This is a genomic window from Pedococcus sp. P2_F6, from assembly GCF_056403675.1.
This window is the reverse complement of sequence record NZ_JBFUEZ010000003.1, coordinates 528,190-544,016: the sequence shown is the minus strand read 5'-3', so window position 1 is coordinate 544,016 and position 15,827 is coordinate 528,190. Positions and strand designations below refer to the sequence as shown.

The 15,827-nt window shown below is 68.2% G+C and carries 12 protein-coding genes, 1 tRNA gene and 1 pseudogene; 3 read left to right on the top strand and 11 right to left on the bottom strand.

What is annotated here, in order from left to right; genetic code table 11:
- Positions 1–28 precede the first annotated feature (28 nt).
- The gene (locus AC1DWP_RS10565; protein ID WP_477614415.1) at positions 29–1,486 is read left to right on the top strand and encodes an aromatic amino acid ammonia-lyase; all 1,458 of its coding nucleotides are present in this window, start codon (positions 29–31) and stop codon (positions 1,484–1,486) included.
- On the opposite strand, the gene AC1DWP_RS10560 is transcribed toward AC1DWP_RS10565, so the two are convergent.
- The 3 genes from AC1DWP_RS10560 to dcd form a co-directional block, all read right to left on the bottom strand.
- Entirely contained in the window at positions 1,483–2,151 is a 669-nt protein-coding gene (locus AC1DWP_RS10560) for an alpha/beta hydrolase (RefSeq protein ID WP_477614414.1), read from the bottom strand. The genes AC1DWP_RS10565 and AC1DWP_RS10560 overlap by 4 nt on opposite strands.
- Positions 2,152–2,237: 86 nt before the next feature.
- Positions 2,238–3,188: an aldo/keto reductase gene (locus AC1DWP_RS10555; RefSeq protein ID WP_477614413.1), complete on the bottom strand. Its 951-nt coding sequence runs from the start codon at positions 3,186–3,188 to the stop codon at positions 2,238–2,240.
- An 87-nt stretch (positions 3,189–3,275) separates the two neighbouring features.
- Positions 3,276–3,851, bottom strand: coding sequence for a dCTP deaminase (dcd, locus tag AC1DWP_RS10550; protein ID WP_477614412.1), 576 nt, complete (start codon positions 3,849–3,851; stop codon positions 3,276–3,278).
- A gap of 116 nt (positions 3,852–3,967) precedes the next feature.
- Here dcd and AC1DWP_RS10545 point away from each other — a divergent pair.
- A tRNA-Gly gene (locus tag AC1DWP_RS10545) sits at positions 3,968–4,041 on the top strand.
- Between the two features lie 107 nt (positions 4,042–4,148).
- On the opposite strand, the gene AC1DWP_RS10540 is transcribed toward AC1DWP_RS10545, so the two are convergent.
- The 3 genes and pseudogenes from AC1DWP_RS10540 to AC1DWP_RS10530 form a co-directional block, all read right to left on the bottom strand.
- Positions 4,149–5,102, bottom strand: a complete 954-nt coding sequence (locus AC1DWP_RS10540) for a tyrosine-type recombinase/integrase (protein ID WP_477614621.1) — start codon at positions 5,100–5,102, stop codon at positions 4,149–4,151.
- A gap of 9 nt (positions 5,103–5,111) precedes the next feature.
- Positions 5,112–5,264, bottom strand: a pseudogene (locus AC1DWP_RS10535) (site-specific integrase); the annotation flags it as partial.
- Entirely contained in the window at positions 5,261–5,464 is a 204-nt protein-coding gene (locus tag AC1DWP_RS10530) for an excisionase family DNA-binding protein (RefSeq protein ID WP_477614411.1), read from the bottom strand. The pseudogene AC1DWP_RS10535 and the gene AC1DWP_RS10530, both read right to left, overlap by 4 nt.
- A gap of 873 nt (positions 5,465–6,337) precedes the next feature.
- Between AC1DWP_RS10530 and mobF the strand changes: the two genes are divergently transcribed.
- On the top strand, positions 6,338–8,983 hold the full coding sequence (gene mobF / locus AC1DWP_RS10525) for a MobF family relaxase (RefSeq protein WP_477614410.1): 2,646 nt from the start codon (positions 6,338–6,340) through the stop codon (positions 8,981–8,983).
- A 342-nt stretch (positions 8,984–9,325) separates the two neighbouring features.
- Here the strand turns inward: mobF and AC1DWP_RS10520 are convergent, their stop codons facing one another.
- From AC1DWP_RS10520 to AC1DWP_RS10500, 5 genes are all read right to left on the bottom strand, one after another.
- Entirely contained in the window at positions 9,326–10,591 is a 1,266-nt protein-coding gene (locus tag AC1DWP_RS10520; protein ID WP_477614409.1) for an MFS transporter, read from the bottom strand.
- 400 nt (positions 10,592–10,991) lie between these two features.
- Positions 10,992–11,750, bottom strand: a complete 759-nt coding sequence (locus tag AC1DWP_RS10515) for an SDR family NAD(P)-dependent oxidoreductase (protein WP_477614408.1) — start codon at positions 11,748–11,750, stop codon at positions 10,992–10,994.
- 13 nt (positions 11,751–11,763) lie between these two features.
- Positions 11,764–12,939, bottom strand: coding sequence for an acyl-CoA dehydrogenase family protein (locus tag AC1DWP_RS10510; protein ID WP_477614407.1), 1,176 nt, complete (start codon positions 12,937–12,939; stop codon positions 11,764–11,766).
- A 67-nt stretch (positions 12,940–13,006) separates the two neighbouring features.
- A complete protein-coding gene (lpdA, locus tag AC1DWP_RS10505) occupies positions 13,007–14,446 on the bottom strand; it encodes a dihydrolipoyl dehydrogenase (RefSeq protein WP_477614406.1) in 1,440 nt (479 codons plus the stop codon).
- Positions 14,446–15,825: a dihydrolipoamide acetyltransferase family protein gene (locus AC1DWP_RS10500; RefSeq protein WP_477614405.1), complete on the bottom strand. Its 1,380-nt coding sequence runs from the start codon at positions 15,823–15,825 to the stop codon at positions 14,446–14,448. The genes lpdA and AC1DWP_RS10500 overlap by 1 nt, the downstream gene beginning before the upstream one ends.
- Positions 15,826–15,827 lie beyond the last annotated feature (2 nt).

Here is a 15,827-nt window from a genome sequence, read left to right as displayed (position 1 = left end):
TCGACACCGACCAGCGATACTTGGCGGCGTGACGCAACCCGTGCACCTCGACGGCCACAGCCTCGATCTCGACGCGCTGGTGCGCGCCGCCCAGGGTGCCCCCGCGTCGATCGAACCGGCGGCCATGGAGACGGCAGAGCGCTCGCACCGCCATGCGGCAGAAGTCAGTTCACGTCGGTCGGTCTACGGGCGCACCACCGGGGTCGGTGCCGCTCGCGACGAGAGCACCGACTCCAAGGTCGACCACGGGCTGCGGCTGCTGCGCTCGCACGCGGCTGGCTGGGGGGAGGAGATGCCGTCGTCGGCGGTCCGGGCGGCGTTGGCAGTGCGAGCCAACCAGCTGCTCGCGGGCGGTTCCGGCGCCAACCCCGCGCTGGCGCAGGCGCTGGCCGATCTCGTGGGCGCGCCAGCAGCGGACCTGCCAGTGGTGCACCGCTACGGCTCGCTCGGCACGGGGGACCTCACCGCCCTCGCCGAGGTGGGCCTCGCCCTCATCGGTGAGCGCGAGCGCGCCGGCGGCGGGCACCGCGCCGACCTGGAGCTCACCTCCGCAGATGCCCTGCCGCTGATGTCGTCCAATGCGTTCGCCATCGCCGAGACGGGCCTGCACGCCGCGTCCCTTCACGCCTTGGCGCGCGCAGCAGACACGGTGTGCGCGCTGAGTTTCGTTGCCCTACAGGGAAATCCTGAGGCCATCAGCGAGACGGCCGCAGCGGCAACCCCGTTCCGGGGGGCGCGCGAGGTCATCCGCGTGCTTCGCGAGCTGTTGGCCGACCAGCCCGGGGAGCCGGCTCACCTCCAGGACTTCTTCGGCCTGCGCACCTGGCCTCAGGTGCATGGGCCAGTCCTGGACACGATCCTGGACCTCAAGGCAGTCGTGGAGACGGCCGCCAACACCGCCTCCGAGAACCCCCTCTTCACTGGTGCGGGGGACGTCGCCGAGGTGACGCACCACGGCGGCTTCCACGCGGCATACCTGGTGCTGGCGGTGGACACGACCTTGCTGGCGCTGACGCGCTCGGCGCAGGCAGTGCAGTCGCGGATCAGCCACACGCTCACCGACTCCGACAGCGGGCTGCCGCTGTTCCTGTCCGACTCCACGATGGGGTCCTCAGGGGTGCTGATCGCGGAATACGTTGCGGCGTCGGCGTTGTCGACGATTCGCGGAGTGGCATCGACGCCGTCGAGCGTGCAGACCGCCGGGGTGTCCGCCGGCATCGAGGACGACGCGAGCTTCGCGGGACAGGCGGCTCTGCGGCTGGGCGACGCGACTGCTGCCTACCGACGGATGCTCGCAGTGGAGCTCGTGTGCACAGTGCGGGCGCTGCGGATGCGCGGCGTGGCGCCGGTGGGCGAGCTGGGCGAGGCGTTCGCGCGGTGCGAGAGCCTGCCCGCGGGCATCGAGGACCGTGACCTCTCCCCCGAGCTCGCCACCGCCGAGCGCATCGTGGAGCGGTATGCCGTGTCGACGCCGGAGCATCGCTAGGCCTCGGCGGGGCCGCTCGGACAGGGCTGGTTCTCCGCAAGGGCGCCGCGGGCCAACAGGTGGGTGGCGAGGAAGGCCGCGGACTCGCTGTGCCAGCGGGTGGCCTGGCGCAGCATGGCGTGGCTCTCGCCCTCGACCGCCTCGTAGGTGACGTCGGCGCCCAACGCTCCCATCGCCGTCGCCAGCGCGCGCGACGCTCGGGGCGAGGTCATCCGGTCGAGGGTCCCGTGCATGAACAACACGTGCAGCCCCCTGTGCCAGCGGGCACGGTCCTTGGCTTCGACCCACGGAGCCAGGGCGACGATCGCGGTGACGCGCTCGTCGTCAGCCAGGTGCAGGGCGACGCGGCCACCCATCGAGTGACCCAGCAGGCCGATCGGTACACCGGGGTACTTCGCGACGATCTGTTCGAGGGCGAGGCGGGTGTCCGCGAGCGGACTGGCCTGGTCTCCGTTCCAGCCGCGCACTGCATAGCGGATCGAGGCCACCGCGATGGCTCCGTCGCCGGCCTCACCGACGGCACGCGCGAACGGCGCCATCCGCAGCACGGCTCCCTGCCACGGGCGGACAGGGCGGCGGCTGCGCGACTTGCCGCCGTGCAGGACGAGCACGACGGCGCGCGGCTGGTCGACCTCGATGGGCCAGAGCAGTCGGGGGGCGCGCACGGGTTCTCCTCACGGATGGGACGGTCGCAGTATTTCGTAGCCGACCGCGCTCCGGATTTCGGGCCCCCCTCGCCTGGTTGCCGAGCTCACCAGGCGTCGTCGAGGACCGCGCGTTGGTCGTCGGTCAGCGTCAGGCGCGCCCCGTCGAGTGCCTCGGCGAGCTGGGTGGCGCGGCTGGTGGCGACGATCGGGCGGATGGCGGGGTCGCCGCCGACCATCCACGCGAGCACCACGGCGCTGCGGGACACCCCGAGGTCACCAGCCACCTCAGCCAGGGCCGCCTTGCGACGGTCGCTGCCGAGGTGGTCGAACGCCTCCTCCGGCTCGCGGTCGTCACGGTCGTAGGAGCCCTGCATCAACGGGCTGTAGGCCCAGGCCTCCCACTGCGGGTTGGCCTCGAGGTAGTCGATCGTCTCGTCGGTGATCCACCCCATCCGGTGGTCGTGGATGCGGTTGCGGACCATCGGGCGCGGCTGGAGGTAGGAGTAACGCAGCTGCAGGGTGTCAGCGCCTGGCAGCCCCTGGCTCTCGGCGTGGGCGCGAGCCCGTTCGGCCCGCCAGACCGGCCAGTTCGACAGCCCGACCCGCCCGATCCGGCCCTCCGCCGCGTGCCGGCCCAGGGTCTCGGCGACCTCCTCGACGCTGACCTCGCGGTCGTCGCGGTGGGCGAAGAAGAGGTCGACGCTGTCGAGGCCGAGTCGGCCCAGCGACGCCTCGAACTGGCGGTCGATCGCCGCCTTGGACAGGCCTGTCGTGGGACCGGGGAAGACGCCCGCCTCGACGGGTTCGCAGCCCGCCTTGGTCGCGATCTTGACCCGGTCCCTCATGCCGGGGCGCGCGACGAGCCAGCGGCCGATGAGCGCCTCACTGTCGCCGCCGGCGCCGCTGTCGCTGAGCCAGAACGCGTAGCAGTCGGCCGTGTCGATCCACACCCCACCGCCGTCCACGAACTGGTCGAGCAGGGCGAACGAGGTGGCTTCGTCGATGCGGGTGCCGAACTCCATGGCTCCCAGGGCAATTCTCAGGTCAGCGGTCATGCGTCCAACTCTGGTGCGTCGACCGCACCACACGTCAAGGCGAGGTAGGCCGCGGCGGCGAGCACGCGGCATACCCCAGGGTGCGTCTCAGACGTCGGTGACGTGGAAGTTCTTGAACGAACGGCTCGCGGTGGGGCCGCGCTGGCCCTGGTAGTGGGAGCCGTACTTTGCTGAGCCATAAGGGTTTTCGACCGGGCTGGAAAGGCGGAAGAAGCAGAGCTGGCCGATCTTCATGCCCGGCCAGAGCTTTATCGGGAGGGTGGCCACGTTGCTCAGCTCGAGCGTCACGTGACCGGTGAACCCCGGGTCGACGAAACCGGCCGTCGCGTGCGTCAGCAACCCGAGCCGGCCGAGGCTGGACTTGCCCTCGACGCGGGCGGCGACGTCGTCGGGGAGGGTCACCGTCTCGTAGATGGAACCGAGGACGAACTCGCCCGGGTGCAGGATGAACGGCTCGCCGGCGTCGACCTCGACCAGGCGGGTGAGGTCGGGCTGGTCCTCGGCCGGGTCGATGAACGGGTACTTGTGGTTGTCGAACAACCGGAAGTAGCGGTCCAGCCGCACGTCGACGCTCGACGGCTGGACCATGTCGGGGTCCCAGGGCTCGAGGACGACTCGTCCGTTGTCGATCTCGGCCTTGATGTCGCGGTCGCTGAGCAGCACGGAGAGAGACTAACGCGAGGGGTATGCCGCCGGCCGTCAGTCTCGCGCGCGCGTTCGGTTAGACTTCCTGCCGCACCGCCCGCGGGCGGTGTTCACGTCGCTCCCGAGGGACGTGTGCCGGTGTAGCTCAATGGTAGAGCGCCAGCTTCCCAAGCTGGACACGCGAGTTCGATTCTCGTCACCGGCTCCACAGAATCGCCGCAGGTCAGCCGGTTGGAGGCAGTGCCCCGAGAGGGATCCCAGATCCAAGTCCAGCCCCGCGAGCAACTATCGAGCAACAGGGCAACGGTTGAGGGCTCATTTGGGCGCCTCTCGCTGGCTCCGAACCAGCTCATCCAGGCGGTCAGCGAGGTGCCTCGACCGGGCATCCGTCGCGTGTTGATAGATCATCGCGGCACGGACGGTCGAGTGCCCCATCCGCTGCATGAGTTCTCGGGTCGAGGCGCCCGTTTGGGCAGCTAGGTGGTTCCCAGTGTGGCGAAGGTCGTGGAAGCGAAATCCCTCCGCGAGACCTGCGGCCTTGACGGCGTCCTTCCACCGGACGTTCGCCCTCCAGTTTCCCCGACGAGGGACGCCACCGCGCTCCCCCGTGAAAACGGAGGCATCCGGGTCGGCGTCCACCCGACGAAGGTGCAGCTCGAGTTCGTCGACCAGGACGGCGGGCAGAGCGACGGTTCGGTTGCGGTTGTTCTTTGGCAGGGCGATCTCCAGACTCCCCCCGCGCTCAACCAAGCTCCGGCGCACGAATATCAGACCGGCATTCAGGTCAATGTCACGCCGCCGCAAGGCAACCAGCTCACCCCAGCGCAGGCTGGCCAGGGCGGCCGTGAGCACGAAGGCCCGATAGGTCGGCCCGATCGTGTCAGCCAAGAGAAAGACCTCAGGCACCGTTGCCACCGGTCGCTCGGGCGGGTTCTCCTGGTCCGCACCCTTGATGCGGCAGGGGTTCCTGGCGATCCTGCCGTCGTCCACTGCCGTGTTGAGGATGGCCCGCAACAAGCGGTAGCCCTTGGCGGCCGTGGATTCCGACCTCCCTGAGTCCCTCAGCCTCGCACGCCAGGATCTCACCGCTTCGGGTGTGATTTGGTCGAGGGGCAGGTGGCCGAGAAATGGCTCGATGTGCAGACGGAACAGGCCAGCGTATAGATCGCGCGTCCGCGAGCTGAGCCGGTGCTCAGCGATCCATTGGCTGCCGTATTCGCCGAGCTTTCGGCGACCCAGGGCCGGATCCGTCCAGCTGCCAGCTAGCATCTGGGTCTGCTGGAGGGCGAGCCACGCTTGGGCATCTGCCTTGGTTTTGAACGTGTGCCCGGCGAACGTCCTCAGCCCATCCGGTCCGAGACAGCTCGCCGAGTACCGACCAGACGCGCGCTTGCGAATGTTCCCGAATTCGCGTCGCTGCCGCGGACTCATGACACATGCCGTCGCACGGAGCGGACGACCACGTCGACCGTCCCGCCCTCGACGAAGTCGTCGAGGGCGCTCACGGGGATGCGCACATATCTGCCGACCTTGACGAAACGGATCCGGCGTTCGGCGACCAGGCGCCGAGGAAAGCGCACCGGCGTGCCCAGCGCCTCGGCCGCCTCGTCCAGCGTCAAGAGCTTCTCCATCGCCATCCCTTCCTGCCTCTGCCTCTGCCTCTGCCTCTACCCTCGGCTCAGTCCCGCCCTTCTCGGCCGTTACGAAGCCGGTCCTGGATGCTCCGGTCGGTCCCATGGCCTCCTGGTCCAAGCACGCGACGTGCTTACTCTGAATACGCACTCGTCGGGTCACTATCGGGTCCCAGTGGGGGACGGCAGGCGACAGAGGCCATCTCGGTTGCAGGCGTCGGTCGTCGTCAGTAGGGGCGAAGTAACCCCGGGTACGAGCGGCAATGGTCCATGGCGTGAAGCCAGATTGGTCTATGCGCGATGGGATTGCAGTGTCGTCGGGTCGCGCGGGTCAAGGCGCACCGGGCGCCGGGGGAGCCTTCGGGGCTGCGACGAAGGGGGCGCACGAGCCCGTGCGCCGTTCCGGGTGCCAAGTCTTTCGTTCGGAGCCGACCCGGACGACGGGTGGCCTCAGGCGACGAGCCACTGGTGTTGACGTTCGTCGAAATGCAGGCCGGTTGCGCCGGGGGGCTGCCATGCGTTCGCCAAGCTCGACCTCGCGCGCTCAGGTTACGGGGGCTCGAGGCACCATGTTCGCAGTCAGCGACAAGGCATGCCGCGCGGTTCATGCACCGCGCAGCATGCGGACAGAGATCTCAGCCGATGCGTTTACCGCCCCCTCCGCTTCAACCTCGCCGACCCTCGACTGGCTTATCCCCGCCGGCCTCCCAAGCCAACCCCTCACCCCACCGGCCCGGGCATGGCCGCCCCCCGGCCGCTACGTGCCATTCCCACCAACCAGCAGCGCCACACTGTTGGCACCAAGGTGGCCCGCGTGGCCCCGGCGTGCCCCGTCCGCCCCGTTTACCGGGGGTGACGATGTCGATCAGGCGGATGACGCTCGGGGCTGGGTACCGGTACCTGATGTCGTCGGTGGCGCGGATGGACGAGGCCGGCCCCGCCGCCGGTCTGGCGGGGTACTACGCCGCGGAGGGCACCCCGCCGGGAACGTTTCTGGGCGCGGGCTTGGACGGTCTCGCCGACGGTGCGGGCGTCGAATCGGGAACGGTGGTCACCGAGGAGCAGCTGTGGCGGATGCTCGGGACGCTGCAGGACCCGGTCACCGGCGAGCCCCTCGGCCGCCCACCGGTCGGGTCCCGCATCGCGTTCGTCGACTGCCATGGCCGGCGGCGGAGGGCATCCCAGGCGGTGGCCGGGTTCGACCTCACCTTCTCCGTGCCCAAGTCCATCTCGGTGGCGTGGGCGCTGGGCGACCAGGAGACCCGGCAGCGGATCCATGCCGCGCACCGGCGGGCGCTGGAGGCGGTCGTCGCGTACGGGGAGTCGCAGGTGTTCGCGACCCGCACAGGGCGCGGGGGTGTGGTGTCCGAGGAGGTGCGCGGGGTGGTCGCGGTGGCGTTCGATCACTGGGACTCCCGCGCCCACGACCCTCAGCTGCACACCCACGTGGTCGTCCTCAACCGGGCCCAGGGCGTGACCGACGGTAAGTGGCGCACCCTGGACTCCAAGGCTCTGTTCCGGGCCACGGTGGGCATGTCCGCGCTGTACAACGGGATCCTTGCCGACGAGCTCACCGCCGACCTCGGCTGGGGTTGGGCCCCGGAACAGCGCCGCCGGTCGGCGGAGCCGAAGTGGGAGGTCGACGGCGTCCCCGCACCGCTACGCGACGAGTTCTCGCAGCGGACGAACGCCATCGAGGACGCCACCAAGGGTCTGGTGGCCGACTTCCAGGCCGGGCATGGGCGGCCCCCGGTCGGGTCGGAGATCCTTCGGTTGCGGCAGCAGGCCACCCTGACAACCCGCGACGCCAAGACCCTGACACCGTTGGGTCAGCTAATCGAGGAATGGCGCCACCGAGCAGGGCCGCACCTCGACACCGAACCGGCGTCGTGGGTGGCCGGACTCGGCGACCGCAACAACCAACCCCTACTCACCGCCCACGACATCGACGACGCGACCCTGCGCGACGCGGCCACCCTGGTGCTGGACAAGGTGGCCGACAGGCGGGCCACGTTCACCCGTGCGAACCTGCTCGCCGAGACCCTGCGGCAGCTGCACGGGGTCCGTTTCGCCACCCCCGCCGACCGCATCGCCGTTGCCGAGAAGACCGCCACGTATGCCGCCGACCGCGCCGTCATGCTCACCCCACCCGAGGCCGGCGCCGTCCCGGACGCGTTGCGGCGCGCGGACGGGTCCAGCAAGTTCCGGGCCCGCAACAGCGAGGTCTACGCCACCGCCGAACTCTTGGACGCCGAGGCCCGACTCCTCGAGCTCGGCCGCGCAACCGACGCCCCCCTCGTGCCCATGCTGGTGGCGGCCCGGGTGGCCGGCTGGACCCCACCCGGCCGCCACCAGCCTCTGTCCGGCGAGCAGGTGGACGCCGTCGCGAACGTGGTCACCTCGGGGCGACGACTTGACGTGCTGGTCGGGGCGGCCGGGACCGGGAAGTCCACCACCATGGCCGCCGTCCGGGCGGTGTGGGAGGCCAGACACGGACCAGGGTCGGTGGTCGGGCTTGCCCCGTCCGCGGCCGCGGCGGAGGTGCTCGCCGACGCCGTCGGCGTGCCCACGGAGAACACCGCGAAATGGCTCGCCGAACACGACCGCAACCCCGAACGGCGCGCCTTGGTGGAGGCGTACGCCGCGCGGTTGGCCCGGGCCTACCCCTCACCCCAAACCCGTGCCCTGCAGCAGGAGGCCCGCGCGGCATGGGACAACTACGCCCGGTGGGCGCTGCGACCCGGGCAGCTCGTCATCATCGACGAGGCATCCATGGCCGCAACCAAAGATCTGCACCGGATTGCCACCCACGCCCACCAGATGGGAGCGAAGGTCCTCCTCGTGGGGGATTGGGCGCAGCTGTCACCGGTGCAGGCAGGCGGAGCATTCAAGCTCCTCGCCGACGACCGCGGCCACGACGCCCCCACCCTCCACCAGGTCAAACGGTTCATCCACGACTGGGAAGCCGACGCCACCCTCCGGCTGCGCCGAGGCGACCCCACCGTCGCCGCCACCTACCTCCACCACGACCGGGTCCAGGCAGGGACGCGGGAGGACCTGCTCGACCTGCTCTTCGACGCCTGGCGCACCGACACGGAGGTGGGCCGTCGGTCCCTGATGCTCGCCGCCGACACCCAAACCGTGACCGACCTCAACACCCGAGCCCGCAACCACCGCGTCGCCACCGGTCAGGTGGCAGCGGATGGGGTGCGCCTCGGTGACGGCACCACCGTCGGGATCGGCGACGTCGTCGTCACCCGGCTCAACAACCGCGCCCTGGCCACCGGGCGCGGGTGGGTCAAGAACGGCGACGGCTGGGTCGTCACCGACATCCGCCCAGACGGGTCCCTGCACGTCACCCGCGCCACTGGGGGTCCGGCGCGGCGCTCCCGGCGGACTACGTGGCTGAGCACGTCGAGCTCGGGTACGCCACCACCGCCCACCGCGCCCAAGGCCGCACCGTCGACACCGCCCACGCCCACATCACCGCCGCCACCCTCCGCGAACCCCTCTACGTGATGGCCACCAGAGGCCGGCAGTCGAACAGGCTCTACGTCGATACCGCCCACGAGCCCGACCAGCCCACCAGCCACGGCCAACCGCGCCACGCCCACCCGATCGACGTGCTCCGCACCGTCATCACCACCAGCAGAGCCGACACCTCAGCCACCCACGTCCGGCAATCAGAACAAGCCGCCGCCTGGGCCCCCTGGCGCCGCGAAGCCCAAGGCGCGGCGACACATAAAGCGCGCCGTGCCGTGTCTGCCTCAGAGCCCCAGATTTGATCCAGAGGGTGCCGTTTGCTCCTACTCAAGTTGACACCGGTCGCTACGATTATCGCTGCTCGTTAACCTGCGCGGGTCAAACTGCGATGCCGCGCAGTGAACGAGCAATGAATGTGATCAGAATGCAGGCTGCGATCAGAGCCGTGGCTGCAATCATCCAGGCAGTCGAAAACGAGTAGTGCGCCGCGATGAACCCGAAGCTTAGCGGGCCGAATACTGCACCTGAGTGCTGGCCGAACTGCATTTTGCCGGCAGCACTCGCCGCGAGTGACTGGTGCGTCGCAAGGGTTGCGAACATCAACAGACCTGGCCAGGCGAGCCCGATGCCGAATGCCATCAGCGTTGCCCCCACGAGCAAGGAGGCGCCATGCCCTAGTGCGAGCATGACCATGCTCGCAGCGAGCACGACCTGGAGCGCCGCCGACAACCGCAAGTGCACCAGCGGATTCGGAATGCGGTCGGAAACCGCACCGACGAGGACGCGTGACACGATCCCAAACCAGCCGGCCAGCGCTAGCACGCTTGTCGCGACCTCCGGCGACTGCCCTTGCGCGATGAGGCCCTCGACGAGGAACGGTGTCACTACGGCTGCACCGCATGATCCGAGCAGGCCGGCGAGGCCCAACAGCCAAAGCGTCCCTCGGCTGCCCGGTCTGGTCGGTCGCTGCCAGGGCTCTTCGACTCGGCGCTCGACAGTGACCACCGACGCCCCTCGAATCGACAGGCCGACAGCGATGGAGATGCCGGCGATCACCCACAGAACCTGGCGCCAACCCAGGTAGTCACCGGCGACGAGGTAGGCACCGAGTCCTGCGAGCGCGGCTGCACTCGGCAGTCCCGCCGTCCGCAACCCGAAGGCGAGCCCCCTCCGGCGCGGCGTCACCATCGACATGATCGTCAAGCTGATGGCAACCGCCGTGATGCCATTCAACGTCCCGCCAGCCAGAGTTGCCGCGTAGACGGTAGTCCGTGACTGGCTCATGGCCAGACCAACAGCCACCAGGGCAGCGCCAAACAGGCCGCAACGTACCACTGGCGTGGCCCCGAATCGCCGCACTACTGCACCACTTAGACCCGAGACGAGCGCGGAGGAGAGGAAGAATGCCGCGAACGCGGTTCCGATATCTGACTGGGTCAACGCGAAGTCATCGCGGATCGCGAAGGCCATCGGCCCCAAGATGACTGGCGGGAGCACCATCACCAGCGCCACGGTTCCCGGGAAGTGGATTAGACCGAACAATTCACCGGTCGCGCTGCGCATCGTGCCGGTGCCGACCGTTGGAGGCGGTACGTCGGCGCCGCTCTGACCCTGGTCGCGGTGCGCGTCACCGGGCCAACTCATGTGAACGCCAATCGGTCCAGGCGCAGTAACAGTCGTGCGCGCAGCCCGCCGGGCTCGAGCCGCACGTGTGTCTCGCCTACGTCTGCCGTCCTCGACGCCTTCGCGACCCGCGGCGTCAGCTCGCGCTTTGTCGCACGGTCCGATAGCAACGGCAACGCGGCCGTGTAGCGGGGGTGCTTGAACACTGACACCGGGGTGCAACGTACGCCACACAACACCGGATGAGCCCCTTGGACCTTGGTTCCGACGAGCGCCGTGTCGACGGCGTCGGCCACCGCGAACGAGATTTTGCTCCTCCCCGCCGCGGACAGGTCGCAACCACGCCGGGTGACAACCTCGGCACCGAGCCGACGTACGAGGCGTCCATAGTGTCCGCTGCGACCACAAACACGCAGGTACGTCACATCGGTGCCATCCGCAGTGCGCCGTCCATGCGGACGACTTCACCGTTCATGTAGTCGTGTTCGACGAGGAAGGCGGCGAGGTGGGCGTACTCATCAGGGCGGCCCAGCCGACGGGGGAAGGTGACGCCAGCGGCGAGTGCGTCGCGGTACTCGTCGGAGACCGTTGCGAGCATCGGCGTTTCCATCACACCGGGCGCGATGGTGTTGACCCGAATGCCACGTTGGGCGAGGTCGCGGGCGGCGGCGATGGTGAGCCCGATGATTCCGGCCTTCGATGAGGCATAGGCTGCTTGTCCGATTTGGCCCTCGTACCCGGCGATGCTGGCAGTGTTGATGATGACGCCCCGCTGGCCATCAACGGTCGGTGCAGTGCCGGCGATTCGTCCAGCCGCAAGTGTCAGGACGTTGAAGGTGCCAATGAGATTGACCTGCACGACCTTGGCATACAGTTCCAAATCGTGCGGCCCTCGGCTGGACAGGATTCGTGCCGAGGGAGCGATTCCGGCGCAGTTCACCACGATGCGCAGCGGTGGGGCGTCCGCCGTTGCCTCGCCGAGTGCCCGCGAGATGGCTTCGGGGTCGGTCACATCAACAGTCGCGAAGATGAAGCCTTCACCGGAGCGCTCCTCGGGGAGGGGAGGCTCGAGATCGAATCCGACGACATGAGCCCCCCTGGACGCAAGGTGAGCGGCTGTCGCGGCGCCAAGGCCAGACGCGGCCCCAGTGACGACGGCGGTTGTTCCGCTTATCTCCACGTGATCCTCTTTCTCAAATCGTGACGATGGGACCGCTGTTGTCGCGGTCGAGATGGCGGCCGATGACCAAGCGCTGAATCTGGTTGGTGCCTTCGAAGATCTGCATCACCTTGGCTTCGCGCATGTAGCGCTCGACGGAGAACTCCTTGGTGTAGCCCGCGCCCCCGAGAACCTGGACCGCGTCGGTGGTGACCTTCATGGCGGTGTCGGTGGCGACGAGCTTGGCGATCGATGCTTCGCGGCTGTAGGGGAGTCCGGCGTCCTTGAGTCGGGCGGCATCGTGAAGAGCCGCGCGCGCCGCGACGATGCCGGCTTCCATGTCGGCGATGATGAAGCTCAGCCCCTGGTGGTCGATGATCCGCTTCCCGAAGGTGTATCGCCGCTGGGCATAGGAGAGGGCGGCATCCAGTGCTCGTTGAGCAAGACCGGTGGCGACCGCAGCAATGCCGAGGCGCCCGGCGTCGAGTCCGGCCAAGGCGATCGTGAGACCGTCGCCCTCGGCGCCGATGCGACGTTCGACTGGGACTCGGACCCCCTCCAGTCGCAGCCCTGAGGTGGTGGATCCGGTGAGACCCATCTTCTTCTCGGGTGCGTCTGCGATTAGCCCCGGGGTGTCGGCCGGCAGGAGGAAGCAGGAGATTCCGCTGCTGTCGCCGGGGATTCCGCTGGTGCGGGCCATGACCGCATAGAAGTCGGCCTTTCCGCCGTGGGTTACCCAGGCCTTCGAACCGTTGAGGACGTAGTCGTCGCCGTCGAGGCGGGCGGTAGCTGCCATGGCGGCGGGGTCGGAGCCGGCGTGCGTCTCGGACAAACTGTACGCGCCGAGTAGGTCACCACCGAGCATGTCGGGCAGCCATCGCTGGTGCTGCTCCTCGGTGCCACGCGTGACAAGGCCGAAGCACGAGAGTGCGTGCACGGATACCCCGACGCCGACTGAGGCCCAGACCGAACCGATCTCTTCCAGCACCTGGACGTAGATCTCGTATGGGAGGCCGGAGCCGCCGACCTCTTCGGGGTATGGCAGGCCGAGGATCCCGGTCTTGCCAAGCATCCGGAACACATCGCGTGGGAATGCCTCGTCGGCTTCGGCCTGGGCGGCGCGAGGGGCGAGCTCGTTCGTCGCGATGGTGCGGACTAGCTTGACGAGGTCCGCGTGCTCACTTGAGCGAAAGGTTCGACGGGCAGGCATAGTTGGCCTCCTGATAGCTGGCGGCGAGGGCTGGATGTTTCTTGGGTGCAGGTGACGCAGGCCGGACTCAGAGATTGATCATGTGACCTTCGATTCCGTGGAAGGCTTCCTGCAGTGACTCGCCGAGCGTGGGGTGCACGTGGATGTTGCGAGCGAGCTCGAACGAGCCAAGGTCCCACTTCTGGGCGAGGGTCAGCTCCGGGAGCAGTTCTGCGGCGTCCAGGCCGACGACGTGCCCACCGAGAAGTAGGCCATCCTGATCGGCGATGAGTTTCACGAATCCGGTTGCGTCGCCGGCGCCCTGGGCCTTGCCGTTGGCCGAGAAGGGGAATTTCACGACCTTCACCTCGCCGTTCTCGGCGCGTGCCTGTTCCTCGGTCAGTCCAAAGCTGGCGATCTGAGGCTGGCAGAATGTGGCGCGGGGCATCATGCGGTAGTCGCCGAGCTCCATCGTGACAGCGTCGGCAATCGTCTCGGCCGCGACAATGCCCATCGCTTCGGCAACGTGGGCCAGCTGCATCTGCATGGTGACGTCGCCGATGGCGTAGATGTGGGGCTGGGTGCTCCGCATCCGTTCGTCGATGGTGATGGCGCCACGGTCATCGACGCCGACGTGTGCTGCCTCAAGTCCGAGATCGTCGCTGTTGGGGCGAAATCCGGTGGCCACGAGAACGCGGTCAACCGTCCGCTCGTTCGGGCCGTCGGGGCCTTCCCAGGCGACGGTGACCTTGCCGTCGTCGTCGTTGACCGAGATGACGCGGGTCGAGACCAACAGCTCGACGCCGAGCTTGCGGTAGGCCCTCCTGATCTCCTTTGAGACCTCCGCGTCCTCGGCAGGCAGCGGCCGGTCCGCGTACTCGACGATGGTCACCTGGACCCCATAGTTGGCCAGGACGTAGGCAAGCTCCATACCGATAGCGCCAGCGCCGACGACGAGCATCGTCTGCGGGAGTTGCGGGTCAAGCAGCACTGTTTCGTAGGTGACGACGTTCGTCGAGACCTCGATCCCGGGAGGCAGCGCCGGCCGGGCTCCGGTGGCGATGATGGCCTGATCGAAGGTGATCTCCCTCTCCGAGTCCCCTTTGGTCACCCGGAGTTCATGCGGGCCGGTGAACGTGGCGCGTCCGTCCACTTCGGTGATCCCGTTCTTGCGCATCAGGAAGTGGACGCCTTTGGCCCGACCATCGGCGACGTCGCGGCTTCGTTGATGGGCGATGCCGTAATCGAAGGTGACGTCTCCACCGATGCCGAACATGGCAGCCTGGTGGCGGTAAATGTGGGCGAGTTCGGCGTTGCGCAGCAGGGCCTTGGAGGGAATGCACCCGACGTTGAGGCAGACGCCACCCCAGTACTTCTCCTCGATGACAGCCACCGTCTTGCCAAGCTGGGATGCCCGGATGGCGGCGACGTAGCCGCCGGGTCCGGCGCCAATGACCACGACGTCAAAACGGTTCTTCTCACCTGCGCCGGTCGTATCGGTGGAGTGTCTCGCGGTGGGGTTGGTCATCACAGCACAGACAGCCCAGGCTCGGCGAGGACTGCTGCCGTATCGGCGAGCACCTGGGAACCCTCGGCGCCATCGAGCACGCGGTGGTCGAAAGACAGGGCGAGTTGGAGGATCGAGCGAGGCTCGATCCTCTCTCCGTCGGCGTCCTCGACGACCCAAGGCCGTCGACGGATAGCTCCGACAGCTAGGATCGTGGTCTCGCCGGGGTTCAAAATGGGTGTTCCGGTGTCGACGCCGAACACCCCGACGTTGGTGACTGTACTGCTTCCGCCGGCCATCGCTTCGGGCGGCGTCTTTCCCTCGCGCGCCGCTACTGCCAGATCGTTGATGGCAGTAGCCAATTCGTAGAGGCCCATCGAGTCGGCAGACCGGATGTTAGGCACCATGAGTCCTCGAGGAGTCGCCGCCGCGATGCCAAGGTTGATGCCGGCCGGGATGACGATCTCCTGGGCGGCTTCGTCCCAACGCGCCGTGGCCATCGGGACCTTGGCCAGGGCGCGGAGATAGGAGAGTGCGACGAACGCCAGCGGCGTGAGCTTGATATCGCGGAACTCGCGACGCCGTTGGATCGTCTCGCGAAGCTCGAGGGTCTTGGTCAGGTCGACGGTGACGAACTCGGTCACGTGAGGCGCAGTGAACGCAGAGGCCACCATGGCCGCCGCAGTGTGCTTGCGCACGCCCTTGATCGGGATGCGGGTCTCTGCTGCGGTCGTGGTGACCGCGGAACCGGCTACGCCCATTCCGATCGGTGCCTGGATTGGTGAAGATCCGGTTTCGGAGGCGGTGATTACGTCAGCTCGAACGACGATCCCGTCGGCACCGGTAGGAACGATGGCGGCTAGGTCGATCCCGAGGACCTTGGCGAGCTTGCGCACCGGAGGTTTGGCCCTTGGCTGTGACCGCTGCGACTCAGCGGTAACCGTGGCGGCAACGCGATCAGGTGCGGCAGGTCTAGCTGGGCTAGGGTTTGCCCGCGAGGCAGCTGGTTCGCCGGGGCGACGCCGGCTTTTGCCCGAGTCCTTTGTGCCATACCCGACCAGCAGCTTCGGCTCGTCCGTGGCCCGTCCGGCCGAGGGCTCGGCAGTGACCTTCGGATCGGGTCCAATTGCGGCAGCCCCCCCTGCCGTGCGGATCGCAATGATCGCCGATCCCACTTGCACGGTCTCCCCGACGCTTGCGACGAGCTCGACCACCTCGCCGGCGTAAGGGGAGGGGAGCTCGACGACCGACTTTGCAGTCTCGATGTCGACGATGATCTGGTTGACGGTAACTGTGTCGCCGACAGCGACGTGCCAGGCGACGATATCGGCTTCGGTGAGGCCTTCCCCGACATCGGGCAGTGGGAACGTCTGCAGTTTCGTGGCGGTGCTCGTGGTCACGG